The organism is Nonomuraea sp. NPDC048882 (assembly GCF_040649755.1).
GTDB classification, from domain to species: domain Bacteria; phylum Actinomycetota; class Actinomycetes; order Streptosporangiales; family Streptosporangiaceae; genus Nonomuraea; species Nonomuraea maheshkhaliensis.
Genome location: NZ_JBEZGB010000018.1, coordinates 97,723 through 113,398 on the forward strand (window position 1 = coordinate 97,723; position 15,676 = coordinate 113,398).

A 15,676-nucleotide genomic window follows, 5' to 3' on the forward strand; every position below is an offset into this window, starting at 1 on the left:
AGACCTGATGTCCACCCACACCAAGCGCCACGCGGCCGACCAAGGGGCACCGGCCGTCCCGGACGGCGAGACCGTGGCGGTGGAGGCGCCCGCGAGCTCGGACACCCCGGTCCGATCCCGGCGCCGCCGAGTACCGGAGATCACTTACAGCGTGCTGGTGTTCATCGGGCTGCTGGTGGTCTGGCAGGTCGTCGTGGACCTGTTCGACGTCTCCAACATCCTCGTCCCCGCGCCCACGGCGGTCGCCGAGTCCCTGGTCGCCGGCTTCCAGGACGGCAGCCTGGTGACCCACTCACTGGTCACCCTGAAGGAGATCCTGATCGGGTTCGGCATCGCGGTCGGCTCGGCGCTGGTCTCCGCGGTGCTCATCACCCAGTTCCGGACGGTGGAGCGCGTGCTCTTCCCGCTGCTCATCCTGACCCAGACCATCCCGAAGGTCGCCATGGCGCCGCTGCTGATCGTCTGGTTCGGCATCGGGATCAGCTCGAAGGTGCTGACCGTCGCCCTGATCGCGTTCTTCCCCCTCCTCATCAACGCCGTCCTGGGATTCCGGTCCGCCGCCTACGAGCAGGTCGAGATGCTCCGGTCCTTCGGCGCGTCCCGCATGCAGGTCATGCGGCACCTGCAGATCCCGTCGGCGCTTCCGCACATCTTCGCGGGGCTGGAGGTCGCCGTCATCCTGTCCGTGACCGGCGCCGTGGTCGCGGAGTTCGTGGGCAGCTCGGAAGGTCTGGGCTACCTGATCCAGGCGACCAACTTCACCCTGGACGTGGCCAGGACCTTCGCGGTGATCGTCGTGCTGTCGGCCGTCGGCATCGCCCTGCACGCGGTCGTCGTGCAGCTCGGCAAATGGCTGGTCTTCTGGACCTCCACCCCCGACACCACCAGTGAGGTCTGAGCCGTGCCACCTGTACGCAACGGAATCAACGGCGGCACGCTCGGGACCTGGATCAAGCTGTCCAGCCCCGAGAGTGTCGAGATCATGGCCTACGCGGGCTTCGACTTCGTGGTCATCGACCTGGAGCACACGACACTGGACCTGGGCGCCGCCTCGGCCCACATCGCGATGGCCCGCGCCCTCGGGGTGGACCCGCTCGTCAGGGTGCCCGACCATGGCCTCAGCGTGATCCAGCGGGTCCTGGACGCCGGCGCGGCCGGTGTGCTCGTGCCGCACGTCGACACGGTCGAGCAGGCCCGGGCGGTCGTGCGGGCCACCTGCTTCCCGCCGCGCGGCGACCGCGGCTCCGGCGGCACCAGCCGAGCGGGGCGCTGGGGGCTGCTGCCACGGGCGGAGTACCTCGCGTACGGCAACGAGCAGGCCCTGTGCGTCGTCCAGCTCGAAAGCGAGGCGGCGATGAAGAACGCGGGCGAGATCCTGGCCCTCGACGGCATCGGCGCCGCGTTCGTCGGGCCGGCCGACCTGTCGATGTCGATGGGCGTCGCGGCGGGAAGCGACGAGGTGGACCGGCTCATCACGTCCGCGCTGTCGGCCGCCGCCTCGGCAGGCGTTCCCATCGGCACCGCGTCCGCCACGAGTGACCAGGCCCGGGCCGCAATGGCCCGGGGCTACGACTACGTGGTGGTCAGCAACGACACCTCGATCCTCGCCGGCGGAAGCCGGGCTCTCGTGAACGCGGTGAAGGCGCCCGTCGCCGAGGGAGCCGCCCGATGAGCGCGCCACGTGTCGCCATCGTGACGGGTTCGAGCTCCGGGATCGGAGAAGGGATCGCCCGCGGGCTCGCGGGCGACGGCTTCACCGTCGTGGTGAACTCGGCCACCTCGGTCGAGGCCGGTGAGAAGCTCGCGGCCGAGCTGCCGGGGGCGAGCTACGTCCAGGCCGACATCGCCGACCCCTCCGACGCCGTGCGCCTGGTGGAGACGGCCGTGCAGCGGCACGGCCGGCTCGACCTGCTGGTGAACAACGCCGGGGTGTCGCGTGCCGTCCCTCACGCCGACCTGGACGCGGTCACGGCCGACGACTGGCACCGGATCCTCGGCGTCAACGTCGTCGGGACGTGGCAGGTCTCCGTCGCCGCCGTGAAGGCCATGGAGCCCGGCGGCCAGATCATCAACATCAGCTCGGTGGGCGGCTCGCGCCCCCTCGGCAGCTCGATCCCCTACTCCGTCAGCAAGGCCGCGCTCGACCAGCTGACGAGGCTGCTGGCCAAGGCCGTGGGTCCGGACGTCCGGGTGAACGCGATCGCCCCTGGGCCGCTCCAGACCCGGCTGACCGCGGGCAGCCTCGCCGCGCGGGCGGCGCGCACCGCGGCGATCACACCGCTGGGCCGGCTCGGGCAGCCGTCCGACGTCGCGGCGGTGGTCCTGGCGCTCACCAAGACCCCCTTCGTCACCGGTGAGGTGATCAACGTCGACGGCGGCATCAACCTCGTCACCCACATGGACGCGCCGCGCACCGACGACGCGTGACCCGTCCCGGCCCTTGAGGCCGACCGCTGCGGGGACGGCACGCGCGACACCTTCCAGCCGCTGTCATGGGGCGGCTGGTGGGGTCGTCCTCATCGACAGGACACGTTCACGAACGGCTGTCCGCCAGGGGGAGCCGGAGGACGAACCGGGCACCGCGCGGTGAATCTTCGATCGTGAGGGTTCCGTTGTGGGCGTGGGCGATGTCGCGTGAGATGGCCAAGCCGAGCCCGGTTCCTCCCGGTTCCCTGCGCCGGCCCTCGTCCAGCCGGGCGAAGCGCTCGAAGACGCGCTCTCGGTCCCGCGGCGCGATTCCGGCACCGTCGTCGCACACGGTGATGACAGCGGAATCCTCCTTGCGTCCCACGGTGACCTCGACCTTCTCGTCCGCGTGCCGCCGGGCGTTGACCAAGAGGTTGTCGATGACGCGAATCAGCTGGATCCGGCTGCCCAGAACGTTCACGTCCCGGTCCGCGTCAACGTGGACCGGCACGCCATCCGCCATGGCCGCCGCCTCTCTCACCACCAGTGTGTGGACGTCGATCAGCTCGTACGCGTCCGGCTCTCCGGCACTGAGCCGGGCCGACACCAGCAGGTCGTTGACGATCGACTCCAGGCGATCGGTGACCGCCCTCGCCTCCCTGATGGTCTCGAGCGGGTCGACCTCGGCGGGGTAGAGCATCGCTTCGTCGAGCCGGGTGCGAAGAGCGGTGAGTGGCGTTCTGAGCTCGTGAGACGCGGAGGAGGCGAATCGGCGTTGTTCCTCGAACAGGTCCGCGTTGTCGACGGCGAGCCCGGCCCGGCTGGCGATGTCGCTGATGAGGGAGAGATCGGCCGAGTCGTACGCCACGGAGGTCTCGTACCTGCCCAGGGTGAGCGCACCCAGCACCCGGCGTGGGGCGCGCAGCGGCGCGATGATGATCGACTGGGCGCCCAGCTCCAGGTACGGCCACCACCGCTGGACCTCGCACGCTCCGGAGTCCTTCCATCCGGCCAGATCGTCCTGGCCGAACAGCAGTGCGGGGCCGCCGCGCAGCACCTCCGCCATCGGCGCCTTGGAACCGTCCGGAAACGCCGGAAGCGGCCCTTCCCATTGCTCGCGCTCGACACCGCTCCCGTTCTGCGTGACGACGACCACCACCCGGTTCACCCCGCCGCCGGGGCCGAGCAGGTCGATCGTCGCCCAGTCGGCCAGCTGGGGCACCACCAGACGGGACAGCCGTCGCAGCGCCTCGTCCACGTTCAAGGTGGACGCCAGAACGATGCTGGTCTCGGCGGTCAGCGACAACCTGTCGGTCAGCTTCTCCAGCGCCGCCAGGGCGATCGCCTGATCGTGTTCCACGGCCTTGTGCCGCGACAGGTCGTAGAACAGGACCACCGAACCCATGCCCTTGTCACCCAGCGAAAGCGGGGCCGCCATCACACCCAGCGGAATCAACCCCCCTGACCCTCGGATGAACCACGCCTCCTCGCTGCGGATGTACACCCCCTCGGCGAACGCGGCCAGGATCTGGCAGTCCTCCCGGGGGATCCGGCTCCCGTCGGCGTTCCTGTGCAACAGGTCGTGGGGTTCCGCCCCGATCAGCTGCCGTGCGGGAAAGCCGAGCAGCTCCTCGGCGTACGGATTGACCAGGAGGATCTTCCCCGTGTGACTGACCACGTACAGGCCTACGCGCAGACCGTGGAACAGGGCTTTGACGAGTTCCGCGCTGAACCCGTACCTCGCCCAGTCTTCTTCCATGTCGTCGCTGCCTACCACCGGCGCCCCTCCTGCCCCACCTCCGCCAACCCGCCCAAAAAGGGCATATTTCCCTCAGCCTATGTATCCCGACATCGACCACTGCTTACGGACGGGAGATCCTCGATAGATTGTTCTCGACCCGCGCGGAGAGTGAGAGGCCGGGCGGCTTCGCATTCGTTGAGCCGGCGGTCTATCCGGCCAGGTCGGCCAGGAGCGCGGTGGTCCTGGCCTGTTCCTCTTCCGAACCGAGAGACAACGCCACGAGCTCGGTCGCGCCGGCGTCGAACAACCGGCGGATCTGGCGCTCGACCGCGGTCTCATCGCCGACGACCACCGCGTCCTGGGGGCCCGCCGCGTGACCGCGGTCGAGCATGGCGCGGTAGATGGGCGCTTGCCCGACCATCCCGAAGTTCTCGGCCACCCACGCCCGGCACGAGCGCGGACGCGGTGGCCCAGGTCGTGATGGTGCCGTCGGCCAGCTCACCGGCCACCCGCAGCATCGCCGGGCCGAGCGCACCGACGAGCACCGACGGCGCGGCGGCCGCCACATCGACCGCGCCCACGGCCTTGAGCGCCTCGCCCCCGGCTGGTGACCGCGACGCCATCCCAGGGATCAACCGCCACCCCGACACCATATGCTGTAGCAAAAGCAGATGCGCGGTCTGATCGAGCAACCCTCTGTCAGGGCGCGATGCCCACGCCGTCGATCCGGCTCCAGGCGCGCTCCTGCGCGGCGGTCATCGCGGGCCAGCGCAGGCCGCCGGGCCGGGGCCGCACCTTGGTGGCGAACGCCGCGGGGCGGAACGTCACGTCGTAGAAGCATCCGCTGTCGTACGTACGTTCGAAGCCGTCGCAGGAACGGGCGATCACGTCCGGGGCCGGCTTCCGGCCGGTACGCGCCCCCCCGTCGAGCGCGGCGATGGAGGCGGCGTACTCGGAGTCGCTCAGTTCGCCGTGCTCGGACTCCGTCGTGAACGTCTGGACGAGCCGCCCGTCGCGACCGGCGGCCCTGAGCGTGGCGCGGTAGGCCGCTGCTCGACGAAGACCTGCGGGTCGTTGATCGCGTGCAGGGACAGGACCGGGATGCTCACCCGGCCGGTGAGGTCGCTGTCGTAGGACAGGTCGCGGCGCGCGGCAGGGTCGGGCGAGAATCGGGCCACGCCCGCGTTGAGCGCCTTGTCGTCGTGGGAGCCGGTGTAGCGCACGCCTCGGTTGCCGAACGGGTTACGGCCGTCGAGCCGCTTGAACACGATGTCCTGGAACAGGTAGGTCGCGTACAGCAGATCCGTTTTCAGGGACTTTTCCTGGATGCGGGTGACGGCGAGAATGTCGTCGAGGTTGCGCTGCTGCCGCGCGGTCCGGTCGTCGGAGTCGATGCCGGTGCATTCCTGCAGGCGGGCGTGGATCGCGTCGGGGGCCAGGGTGGAGCCGGCGGGAAGCCCCTGCCACAGCGGGTACTGCCGCTCCGTCGGGCGGGGGAGGTTGCGGCAGTAGTACTGGTAGACCACCCGCAGGTCCACGCGGTGGTCGTAGCCGCGCGAGCCACCGCTCAGGTTGCCGCTGGTCAGCAGCATCCCGTGGTACGCGCCGCGCTTGGTGCCGTAGGTCTCGGCGACCTTGGCCGCGACGTTGCCGCCCCAGGACTGGCCGTGCAGGTACGTGCGGGAGGGCCGGCCGAAGCGCGCCACGAACAGGCGGCGCACGTTCTCGGTGTCGGCGGCGGCCATCCTGACCCCGTAGCCGCCGCGCCGGTAGGAGGAGGCGGCCCAGGCGTATCCCTGGTCGACCATCACCGCCCAGCGCGCGAGGTCCTCTGTCGGGGTGGAGGCGTCGTAGGAGGTGTCGGGGCCGCCGTGGGCGTGCACGACGAGGGAGCCGTTCCAGCGCTTCGGGACGGCCATCGTGTAGTAGGCGCCGTGGGCGTCCCGGCCGGTGTAGCACTTCGCCTTGGCCGCCAGGCCGGACGGGCAGGCCGCGGGCTTGGGTTTCGTGGCCGCTGTGGGCTTCGGTTTCATGACGGTCGCGTCGGCGTGGGCGGCGGGCGTGGCCCCGAGCGGGCCGGCGAGCACAGCGGTGAGGACGGTGGGGAGCACCGTCGTGAGAATCACCGGGCGGCGGCTGCGCCCGGGGTGCGTCGGTGCGGGCGCGTCAGAAGTTGTCAACGAGTCGCTCCTTCGTGTGCATGCTGCGGATCGGGTGGAAGACAGGGGAAGCCGTCCCCTGCCAGGACCGTCCTAGGAGCGTAGCGTTCTATGTGCTATAGCAAGCAGCCCACAGCAACGGTCCCGAGTGACCCTGCCGAGCCTCCGTCAGTCGAGGAAACGGCCGGCGATCCGGGAGACGTTCGAGTCGTGACTGTGCGACCTCATCAGCTCCTCGGCCCGATCCCCGTCACCGGCGGCGATGGCCGCGAAGATGGCCCGGTGCTGCCCGTAGCGCTCATCGAGACTCCCCCGATGCTCGCCACGCGCCTGGGACAGCGCGCTGTCGCGTCGCTCCACCGAGCCGAAGGCGTCGACGGTGCGCAACATCTGGACCAGCGTCGCGTTGCCACTGGCCTCGTCCACGAGCAGGTGGAAACGCCGCATGAGCTCCTGGATCTCGCCCACCAGCTCCAGCTCCCGCTCGCCGCCCGGGGCGACCTGGCGCATCTCGGCACGCAGCGCGTCCGCCTCGTCGAGGCAGCCGGCCATCGCGCGCCGCTGGGCCGCCGTCGACTTCTCCGCGGCCAGCCGGGCGGCGAGCGCCCGGAGCACGTCCTCGATCATGGTGAACTCGCGCAGCTCGTCCTTGCCGAACTCGGCGATGCGGACCGACCGGGGACCCGTCCGCTCCACCAGGCGGTCCTGCTCCAGCCGGCGCAGCGCCTCGCGGACGGGGGTCGCGCTGATGTTGAGCGACTCGGCCAGCCCGCGCTCGGTGACCTTCTCCCCCCGCCTCAGCGAGCCGGTGACGATGGCCTCACGGATCGCGGCGTACGCCTGGTCGCCGAGGGTCACCGGTGCGGGGAGCTGGGGAAGCGCGGCCATGGAGGGGATGGTATGTGCTACAGCATCCTTGTCAATCCGCCGCGCGCCCGGGTGAGACCCCGACCGGAGGTGCTCATGAACATCAGGAGGCCACGAGAGCCTGGATGCTGACGGTGGCCGCCCCGCGCGCCCACTCCTCGAACGGCAGGGGGCGGATAGAGAGCGGGCAGTCGGCGGCGGTGCCGAACGCCTGGCGCTGGAAGCCGGCCCGGATGTGCGGCTCGAACAGGTCGTAGGCCGCCAGACCCTCACCGGAGACCACGATCCGGGCCGGGCCGACCAGGTTCGCGACCGCGGCGATGCCGGAGCCGATCGCGTCGCCGGCCCGGGCGAAGACGGCGCCGACCGGGGCGTCGCCGTCGCGGGCCAGCGCCACCGCGTCCTCGAAGGTCAGCTCGGGCCGGCCGGCGGCCGCCCTGGCCTGCCGGACGATGGCGTCGGCGCCGGCGATGGCCTCGACACACCCGCGGCTCCCGCAGTGGCAGGCCGGGCCGTTCACGTCGATGCCGATGTGGCCGATCTCGCCGGCCACGCCGTGCGAGCCGGAGACGAGGCGGCCGCCGACGACCAGGCCGCAGCCTATGCCCGCGCCGACGGTCACGAGGGCGAACGACTCGGCGCCGATGCCCTCGCCGAACCAGTGCTCGGCGGTGGTCAGCGCCTTCACGTCGTTCTCCACGGTGACGGTGAGGCCGGTGAGCTTCTCCGCCCGTTCGCGCAGGGGCAGGTCGTGCCAGCGCAGGAACGGCGAGTACCGCACCAGACCGGTGGAGCGGTCGACGTCGCCGGAGACGGCCAGCCCGAGCCTGCGGGTGCGGGCCCGGTAGCCGCCGGGAGTGTCGAGCGAGCCGGGACGGTCGAGCAGTTCGTCGACGAGTTCGCCCAGCTCGGTGAGGACGTAGTCGACGTCGGGCGCCGACAGCCGCCGGTGGGCCGCGGTGCGGACCTCGGCGCGAAGGTCGCAGACCACGCCGATCAGCTCGTCACCGGTGATCTTCACGCCCACGAAGAACTCACGGTCGGCCCGGATCGCCAGCGGGCTGGCCGGACGCCCGGCGCCCGGCCCGGTCCGTTCGGTCGCGGCCAGCTCCTCCAGGTAGCCCATCTCGATGAGCGGACGCGCCGCCTTGGTGACGGCCGCGGAGGACAGGCCGAGCCGGCGGGCGAGGGCGACACGGCTCAGCGGGCCCTCGGTCAGCACGGTGGTGAACACCGCCGTGACTGCGGGCGCGACGGCGTCAGCCTCAGGAAACATGACCGAAATCTAGGCTCAATAATTTCCTTCGTCAAGTATTGATTTGGCCGCGAGCGCGGACCTACGCTCGCTGCACTCCCCGCCCATGCTCCCATGATCACCACCGAGGAACCAGATGCCCCCTCTGCTGTACGAGCCCCGCCGTCGCCTGTGGCTGCTGCGTACCCCGTCCACGTCGTACGCCGTCCGGATCGACGAGGACGACGCCGTGCGGCACGTGCACTGGGGTGCGGACCTGACCATGGCGCAGGTTCTGGAGCTGGCCGAGCGCACCCCGGCGGCGGGCAGCAGCTTCGACGCTGTGGGCGGAGCGGAGGAGCTGGCCGTGGAGGGCGGCGCCCGCTTCGGGCCGCCCGGCCTCCAGGTGCGCTTCGCCGACGGCACGCGCGGCGTCGAGTGGCGCTACGCCGGCCACGACGCCGATGACGGTTGTCTGAGCATCCACCTGGACGACCGGCACTACCCGCTGCGACTCACCCTGCACTACCGGGTGCACGAGGACAGCGACGTGATCGAGCGGTGGACCACCGTCGAGAACCGCGACGACCACCTCCCGATCACGGTGCAGCGCTGCGACAGCGCGGCGTGGACCCTGCCGTGCCGGAGCGGCTACCGGGTGAGCCACCTGGTCGGCGGCTGGAACAGCGAGTTCCGGCTGCGCCGGTCCGAGGTCGCCACCGCCGAGACGGTCTTCACCAGCCGGCGCGGCATGACCAGCCACCACGCCAACCCCTGGCTGGCCTTCGACGACGGCACGGCCGGCGAGGCGCACGGCGAGGTGTGGAGCACCGCGCTGGCCTGGAGCGGCAGCTGGCGGATCACCCTGCACCGCGACCCGGCCGGCCGCACGACGTGGACCGGCGGTCACGGTCACGAGGGGCTCACCTGGTCGCTCGCGCCCGGCGAGACCCTCAGCACGCCGGTCTTCTCCGGCCTGTTCACCACCGGCGGGTTCGGAGCGGCCAGCCGGGCCTGGCACGCATACGTCGCCCGGCACGTGCTCCGGCACCCCGGGGAGCTGCGGCCGGTGCTCTACAACTCGTGGGAGGCGACGGGTTTCGACGTCGACGAGGCGGGCCAGATGGCGCTGGCCGCGCGGGCGGCGCGGCTCGGCGTCGAGCTGTTCGTGGTGGACGACGGCTGGTTCGGCGGCCGGGTCGGCGAGCACGCCGGCCTCGGCGACTGGACGCCCAACCCGGACCGCTTCCCCCATGGCCTGCGGCCGCTCTCCGCCGAGGTGCACAAGCTCGGCATGCGATTCGGGCTGTGGGTCGAGCCGGAGATGGTCAACCCCGACAGCGACCTCTACCGGGCGCATCCGGACTGGGTTCTTCACATGCCCAACCGCGGACGTACCGAGCTGCGGAACCAGCTCGTGCTCAACCTCGCCCGGCAGGACACCGCCGCCTGGGCCCACGCCTGGCTCGACCGGCTGGTGACGGAGCACGACATCGACTTTCTCAAATGGGACGCCAACCGGCCGTTCACCGAGGCCGGCTGGCCCGGCCACGCCGACCCCGACCGGTTGTGGATCGAGCACACGCGGTCGGTCTACGAGATCATGGATCGGCTGCACACCGATCACCCCGGTCTGCGCATCGAGGCGTGCTCCGGCGGCGGCGGGCGCGCCGATCTGGGCATCCTCGCCCGCACCGACCAGATCTGGACCTCGGACAACACCGACCCCGTCGACCGGATCGCCATCCAGCACGGCTTCAGCCAGCTCTTCCCGGCCCAGGTCATGGGCGCGTGGGTGACCGACAGCCCGAACGTGGCCACCGCCAGGGAGACCCCGCTGCGCTTCCGGTTCCACGTCGCCATGGCCGGGGCGCTGGGTGTCGGCGGCGACCTCACCACGTGGACCGAGGACGAGCTCAAGGAGGCCGCCGAGCTGATCGCCACCTACAAGCGCATCCGGCCGGCGGTCCAGCACGGCACGGCGTACCGGCTCACCGGGGATGGCGCCCTGACGGCGGTGGGATACGCCTACGAGGACCGGTTCGTGCTGCTCGCCTGGTGCCCGTCGCGCCCGTACGGCCATCAGCCCGCCCCGCTGAGGCTGACCGCGCTCGACCCCTGCGCCACCTACCGGGATCCGGACACCGGCGCCACCTACTCCGGAGCCGTCCTGCTGCGGTCCGGCCTTCCCCTCTCCCTGCCCGAGGGCGACCACGCCAGCGCCCTCGTCCAGCTCATCCGCATCGAGGACTGACCCATGGCCATGTTCGACCTTCCCCTCGACCAGCTGCGCGACTATCGCCCGGCCCTCGACCAGCCGGACGACTTCGACGCCTTCTGGTCCCGCACGCTCACCGCCGCCCGCGAGCACGACCTGGCGGCCGAGGTGACGCCGTACGACGCGCTGCTGCCCGGGGTGCGCGCCTTCGACGTACGGTTCAGCGGCCACGACGGCCGGCGGGTGGCCGCCTGGCTCATCGAGCCCGCCATCGGCGACCGGCCGCTGCCCTGCGTCGTTCAGTTCATCGGGTACGGCGGCGGGCGCGGGCGTCCGCACGAATGGCTGTTGTGGCCGGCCGCCGGCTACGCCGTCCTCGTGGTGGACTCCCGCGGCCAGGGCGACGGGGACACCTCCGACCTGCCCGGCGACAGCACCCCACACCATTCCGGCCTGATGACCCGCGGCGTGCTCGACCCCGAGCAGTACTACTACCGCCGGCTGTTCACCGACGCGGTGCGGGCGGTGGACCTGGCGGCCACCCTGCCCGCCGTGGACCCAGGACGCATCGTGGTGGCCGGCGCGAGCCAGGGCGGCGGCATCGCGCAGGCGGTGGCCGGCCTGCACCCCCAGGTCCGGGCCGCGCTGATCGACGTGCCGTTCCTGACCCATTTCCGGCGGGCCACCGAGATCACCGACTCGTACCCGTACCAGGAGCTGTCGGTCTTCTGCGCGGCCAACCGGGACCGCATCGAGCAGGTCTTCCACACTTTGAGCTACTTCGACGGCGTGAACTTCGCCGCCAGGGCCACCGCGCCGGCGTTGTACTCGGTCGGCCTCATGGACGACGTGTGCCCGCCTTCCACGGTCTTCGCCGCCTACAACCACTACGCGGGGCCGAAGCGGATGCAGGTCTGGCCGTACAACCGGCACGAGGGCGGCGGGACGTTCCAGGCGCCGGTCCAGTTGCCGTGGCTTCGCGATCAGCTGGCATGAGGAGTCCGATGTCTTCCACCGTTCTGTGCTACGACCGTCCCGCCGAGCGCTGGTTCGACGCGTTGCCGATCGGCAACGGCCGGCTCGGCGGCATGGTCTACGGGGGCGTGGACGCCGAGAGCGTCCGGCTGTCGGAGTCGACCGCGTGGTCGGGGGCGCCCTCGGCCACCGACGTGAGCCCCACCGCGCTCGGCGCGTTGCCGGCCGTGCGGCGGCTGCTGTTCGAAGGCCGGCCGGCCGAAGCCCAGCGGCTGGCCGAGGAGCACCTGCTCGGCCGGCCGACGACGTTCGGCACCAACCTGCCGCTCCCCCGGCTGCGGCTGGACTTCGGCGGCGGCGCGTTCCGCGGCTACCGCCGCCGGCTGGACCTCGACGACGGTCTCGTCCTGGTCGAGTACGAACAGGACGGCGTCCATCACGCACGGGAGGTCCTCGCCTCCCATCCCCACGGGGTCATCACGCTGCGCCTCACGGCCGACCGTCCCGGCGCGGTCGGCTTCACGGCCGGCCTGGAAGACAGCGTGTTCCCCGGCGAGGTCACAACCACCGCGTCCGGCGTCGCTTTTATAGGCCGCGCGGTCGAGTCGCTGCACAGCGACGGAAACCAGGGCGCCGCCGTCGAGATCCGGGTCCGGATCGAGGCCGAGGGCGGAACGCTGCGCCGCGACGCCCACACCGTCACCGTCACCGGCGCGGACGCGGCCGTCGTGTGGGTCGCGGTCGGCACGGACTGGGCCGGCGACGACCCGGCCGGCCGGGCGGAGCGGCTGATCGCCGCGGCCGCCGAGGCCGGCTACGACGTGGTGCGCGGCGCGCACGTCGAGGACCACCGCCGCCTGATGGGCCGGGTGTCGATCGACCTCGGCGAGCCGGTCGACCTGCCCACCGACGTACGCAGGGAACGCCTCGCCCGCGGCGAGCGCGACGACGATCTGATCGCCCTGTACTTCCAGTACGGCCGCTATCTCACCATCGCCGGCTCCCGGGAGGGCTCGCCCCTGCCGCTCGCGTTGCAGGGCGTGTGGAACGACGGGCTCGCCAGCACCTCGGGCTGGAGCGACGACTTCCACCTCGACATCAACACCCAGCAGAACTACTGGGCCGCGGAACCGGCCAACCTGGCCGAATGCCACACCCCGCTGGTCCGCTTCCTCCAGCGGCTCGCCGAGCACGGCCGGGACACCGCCAAGGGGATGTACGGCGCGGACGGCTGGGTCGCGCACACGGTGACCAACGCCTGGGGCTACACCGCGCCCGGCGCCGGCATGGGCTGGGGCCTGAACGTCACCGGCGGCGCCTGGCTCGCCCTGCAACTGTGGGAGCACTACGAGTACCAGCCGGACGAAGCGTTCCTCCGCGAGGAGGCCTACCCCGTTCTCCGCGACGCCGCGCTGTTCCTGCTCTCCTACCTGACGCACCATCCGGTCCACGGCTGGCTCGTGGCCGGCCCCTCCGACTCACCGGAGAACTGGTACCTGGCGCCGGACGGCACGCAGTGCTCGATCGCGATGGGCAACACCGCCGACCGCGTCTTCGCCGAGGCGATCCTGCGGATCTGCGGCCAGGCCGCCACCATCCTGGGCCTCGACCCTGACCTGCGCGAGCGCGTCGCCGCCGCCAGGGAGAGGCTGTCGCCGTTCCTGATCGGCCGGCACGGTCAGCTGCAGGAGTGGCTGGACGACGCCGAGGAGGCTGTTCCCGCCCACCGGCACACCTCACACCTGTGCGCGCTGTTCCCCGAGCGGCAGATCACGCCGCGCCGCACGCCCGAACTCGCCCGTGCCGCCGAGGTCGTCCTGGAACGCCGGCAGCGGGCGCCGGGCTGGGAGCAGACCGAGTGGGTGGAGGCCAACTTCGCCGCCTTCTACGCCCGTCTGCTCGACGGCGACAAGGCGCTGACCCACCTCACCAAGCTGATCGGCGACGCCAGCGAGGCGAACCTGCTCAGCTACTCCGTCGGCGGCATCGCCGGCGCCGAGCAGAACATCTACTCCTTCGACGGCAACGCCGGCGGCACCGCCGCGATCGCCGAGATGCTGCTGCAGTCCGACGGCGAGGAGGTCGAGCTGCTGCCGGCGCTGCCGTCCGCCTGGCGCGACGGCTCGGTCCGGGGGCTGCGCGCCCGCGGCGGCTTCACGGTCGCCGTGGCCTGGCGCGACGGGCGGCTGCACCAGGCACGGATCGACTGTGACAAGGCGGCGCGCACCCGCGTCCGCTATGGCGACGCCGTCATCGACGTCGCCTGCCATCCGGAGGAAGGACTCATGCTTGAGGAGCACCACTTCAAGGGCTGAACGCGGCACGGTGGACGTGACCGCGTTCGGAGCCGACCCGACCGGCCGGGCCGACTCGGCCCCGGCGGTCGCCGCGGCACTGCGGCACGCCAGAACCCTCCGCCGTCCCGTCGAGATCGTGTTCGCCGCCGGCACGTACCAGCTCTACCCCGAGCATGCCGAGCTCCGTGAGCTGTACGTGTCCAACACCGTCGGCGCCGATCAGCGTTACCGGGACAAGCGGATCGGGCTGCTCGTCGAGGACATGAGCGACGTGACGATCGACGGCCGCGGCGCCAGGCTGGTCTATCACGGGCTACAGACGGCGTTCGCGGCGATCCGCTCCGCGAACGTGACTTTTACCGATTTCTCCATCGAGTACGCCACCCCGAAGGTGATCGACGCGACGGTCGCCGCGGCCGGCGTCACCGGCGGGCGGGCCTGGCGCCACCTGTCCCTCCCGCCCGGCACCCTCTACCGCGTGGACGGCACCCACATCACCTGGCTCGGCGAGACGAGCCCGGCGAGCGGGCAGCCCTACTGGTCGGGCGTGGACGGCCTGGCCTACACGCAGATCCACGACCCCGCCGCGCGAAAGACCTGGCGGGGGGACAACCCGCTGTTCACCGACGTCGCCGCGGTCACCGACCTGGGTGCGGGCCGGATCCGCATCGACTACGCCGGCGCGACGCCACCCGCCGACGCGGGCCTCGTCTACCAGATGCGGCTCATCGAGCGCGAGCACCCGGGCGCGTTCATCTGGGAGTCGCGGAACGTCACGATGCGCTCGATGAACGTCTGCTACCTCCAGGAGTTCGGCGTCGTGGGACAGTTCAGCGAGAACATCACGATCGACCGGGTGAACTTCGCACCTGACCCCGCGTCCGGCCGGACGTCGTCATCGTTCGCCGACCATGTCAACCTGTCCGGTGTCAAGGGCAGCGTCACGATCACCGGCTGCACCTTCGACGGGCCGCATGACGATCCGATCAACGTGCACGGGACCTACCTGGAGGTGACCGGTCGGCCGGCGCCGGCCACCCTCACCCTCGCCTACAGGCACCCTGAGACGGCCGGATTCCCGCAGTTCTACCCCGGTGACCAGGTGCGCTTCATCGACAAGCGCACGATGACCCCGCTCCCCGGCCCGCCCGCGGCCGTCATCGCGGTGGACGGGCCGAGCGGCACGGACCACACCCGGCCGCTGACCACGATGACGGTGACGTTCGACCGCCCGGTGCCCGATGGCGTGGCGGCCGGCGGCACGGTGACGGAGAACGTCACGTACACGCCGGAGGTCCTCGTCTCCGGCAACGTCTTCCGCAACGTGCCGACCCGCGGCGTGCTGGTGACCACGCCGAAGCCCGTGCTGATCACCGGCAACCGGTTCGACGGCATGTCGATGGCCTGCGTCTTCATCTCCGCCGACGCCTCCTCGTGGTACGAGTCCGGCGCGGTCGCCGACGTGGCCATCCGTGGGAACACCTTCGCCAGGCCCGCCGGTCCCGTCATCTTCGTGGAGCCGACCAACGAGGTCGCCGCCCTGGTGCACCACGGCATCTCGGTCGAGGACAACACGTTCGAGGTCGGCGACGTGACCGTGGCCGACGTCAAGAGCGCCGGCGGGTTCCGCTTCACCGGCAACACCGTGCGCCGCCTGGATGGGCCGGACCGGCCGCCGTACGCCTCGCCGCTGTTCGTCTTCCACGGCAGCTCCGGCATCGTGATCGCGGGCAACCACTACGACCCGGGCCTGAACCCGTCGGTGATCGACGAATGAGG

General features: G+C 71.4%; 13 protein-coding genes. 7 read left to right on the top strand and 6 right to left on the bottom strand.

Going from position 1 to position 15,676, the window contains the following annotated elements; translation table 11 throughout:
- Window positions 1–7: 7 nt before the first annotated feature.
- Genes AB0C27_RS44860 through AB0C27_RS44870 form a run of 3 tightly spaced genes read left to right on the top strand, consistent with a single transcriptional unit; the run spans window position 8 to window position 2,427 of the window.
- Window positions 8–898, top strand: a complete 891-nt coding sequence (locus AB0C27_RS44860) for an ABC transporter permease (RefSeq protein ID WP_357858392.1) — start codon at window positions 8–10, stop codon at window positions 896–898.
- Window positions 899–901: 3 nt separating this feature from the next.
- Window positions 902–1,672: an aldolase/citrate lyase family protein gene (locus AB0C27_RS44865; RefSeq protein ID WP_357858395.1), complete on the top strand. Its 771-nt coding sequence runs from the start codon at window positions 902–904 to the stop codon at window positions 1,670–1,672.
- Window positions 1,669–2,427, top strand: a complete 759-nt coding sequence (locus AB0C27_RS44870) for an SDR family oxidoreductase (protein WP_357858398.1) — start codon at window positions 1,669–1,671, stop codon at window positions 2,425–2,427. The genes AB0C27_RS44865 and AB0C27_RS44870 overlap by 4 nt, the downstream gene beginning before the upstream one ends.
- Window positions 2,428–2,533: 106 nt before the next feature.
- Here the strand turns inward: AB0C27_RS44870 and AB0C27_RS44875 are convergent, their stop codons facing one another.
- The 6 genes from AB0C27_RS44875 to AB0C27_RS44900 all read right to left on the bottom strand — a co-directional run bounded on the left by AB0C27_RS44875 (window position 2,534) and on the right by AB0C27_RS44900 (window position 8,449).
- Entirely contained in the window at window positions 2,534–4,165 is a 1,632-nt protein-coding gene (locus tag AB0C27_RS44875; protein WP_357858401.1) for a PAS domain-containing sensor histidine kinase, read from the bottom strand.
- A 190-nt stretch (window positions 4,166–4,355) separates the two neighbouring features.
- Complete coding sequence (locus AB0C27_RS44880; protein WP_357858404.1) at window positions 4,356–4,568, bottom strand: hypothetical protein; 213 nt, start codon at window positions 4,566–4,568, stop codon at window positions 4,356–4,358.
- Window positions 4,569–4,846: 278 nt separating this feature from the next.
- Entirely contained in the window at window positions 4,847–5,035 is a 189-nt protein-coding gene (locus AB0C27_RS44885) for a hypothetical protein (RefSeq protein WP_357858407.1), read from the bottom strand.
- Between the two features lie 74 nt (window positions 5,036–5,109).
- Window positions 5,110–6,327 (bottom strand): DUF6351 family protein, encoded by a 1,218-nt coding sequence (locus tag AB0C27_RS44890; RefSeq protein ID WP_357858410.1) that lies wholly within the window; start codon window positions 6,325–6,327, stop codon window positions 5,110–5,112.
- A 147-nt stretch (window positions 6,328–6,474) separates the two neighbouring features.
- Window positions 6,475–7,194 carry a GntR family transcriptional regulator gene (locus tag AB0C27_RS44895; protein ID WP_357858413.1) on the bottom strand — a complete coding sequence of 240 codons (720 nt, stop codon included), beginning with the start codon at window positions 7,192–7,194 and terminating at the stop codon, window positions 6,475–6,477.
- Between the two features lie 82 nt (window positions 7,195–7,276).
- Complete coding sequence (locus AB0C27_RS44900) at window positions 7,277–8,449, bottom strand: ROK family transcriptional regulator (RefSeq protein ID WP_357858416.1); 1,173 nt, start codon at window positions 8,447–8,449, stop codon at window positions 7,277–7,279.
- Window positions 8,450–8,564: 115 nt separating this feature from the next.
- Here AB0C27_RS44900 and AB0C27_RS44905 point away from each other — a divergent pair, with 115 nt between their 5' ends.
- From AB0C27_RS44905 to AB0C27_RS44920, 4 genes are read left to right on the top strand one after another with little or no spacing between them, the layout of a single operon-like run.
- Window positions 8,565–10,661, top strand: a complete 2,097-nt coding sequence (locus tag AB0C27_RS44905) for an alpha-galactosidase (protein ID WP_357858419.1) — start codon at window positions 8,565–8,567, stop codon at window positions 10,659–10,661.
- Window positions 10,662–10,664: 3 nt separating this feature from the next.
- The gene (locus AB0C27_RS44910) at window positions 10,665–11,621 is read left to right on the top strand and encodes an alpha/beta fold hydrolase (protein WP_357858422.1); all 957 of its coding nucleotides are present in this window, start codon (window positions 10,665–10,667) and stop codon (window positions 11,619–11,621) included.
- Window positions 11,622–11,629: 8 nt separating this feature from the next.
- Window positions 11,630–13,915 carry a glycoside hydrolase family 95 protein gene (locus AB0C27_RS44915; RefSeq protein ID WP_357858425.1) on the top strand — a complete coding sequence of 762 codons (2,286 nt, stop codon included), beginning with the start codon at window positions 11,630–11,632 and terminating at the stop codon, window positions 13,913–13,915.
- Window positions 13,890–15,674, top strand: coding sequence for a hypothetical protein (locus AB0C27_RS44920; protein ID WP_357858427.1), 1,785 nt, complete (start codon window positions 13,890–13,892; stop codon window positions 15,672–15,674). Before AB0C27_RS44915 ends, AB0C27_RS44920 begins: the two co-directional genes overlap by 26 nt.
- Window positions 15,675–15,676: the final 2 nt, after the last annotated feature.

Coding starts and splice junctions, on each gene's coding strand:
- AB0C27_RS44895 (WP_357858413.1), bottom strand. CDS start 7,194: ATGGCCGCGCTTCCCCAGCTCCCCGCACCGGTGACCCTCGGCGACCAG.
- AB0C27_RS44870 (WP_357858398.1), top strand. CDS start 1,669: ATGAGCGCGCCACGTGTCGCCATCGTGACGGGTTCGAGCTCCGGGATC.
- AB0C27_RS44860 (WP_357858392.1), top strand. CDS start 8: ATGTCCACCCACACCAAGCGCCACGCGGCCGACCAAGGGGCACCGGCC.
- AB0C27_RS44910 (WP_357858422.1), top strand. CDS start 10,665: ATGGCCATGTTCGACCTTCCCCTCGACCAGCTGCGCGACTATCGCCCG.
- AB0C27_RS44915 (WP_357858425.1), top strand. CDS start 11,630: ATGTCTTCCACCGTTCTGTGCTACGACCGTCCCGCCGAGCGCTGGTTC.
- AB0C27_RS44905 (WP_357858419.1), top strand. CDS start 8,565: ATGCCCCCTCTGCTGTACGAGCCCCGCCGTCGCCTGTGGCTGCTGCGT.
- AB0C27_RS44900 (WP_357858416.1), bottom strand. CDS start 8,449: ATGTTTCCTGAGGCTGACGCCGTCGCGCCCGCAGTCACGGCGGTGTTC.
- AB0C27_RS44875 (WP_357858401.1), bottom strand. CDS start 4,165: ATGGAAGAAGACTGGGCGAGGTACGGGTTCAGCGCGGAACTCGTCAAA.
- AB0C27_RS44880 (WP_357858404.1), bottom strand. CDS start 4,568: ATGGTCGGGCAAGCGCCCATCTACCGCGCCATGCTCGACCGCGGTCAC.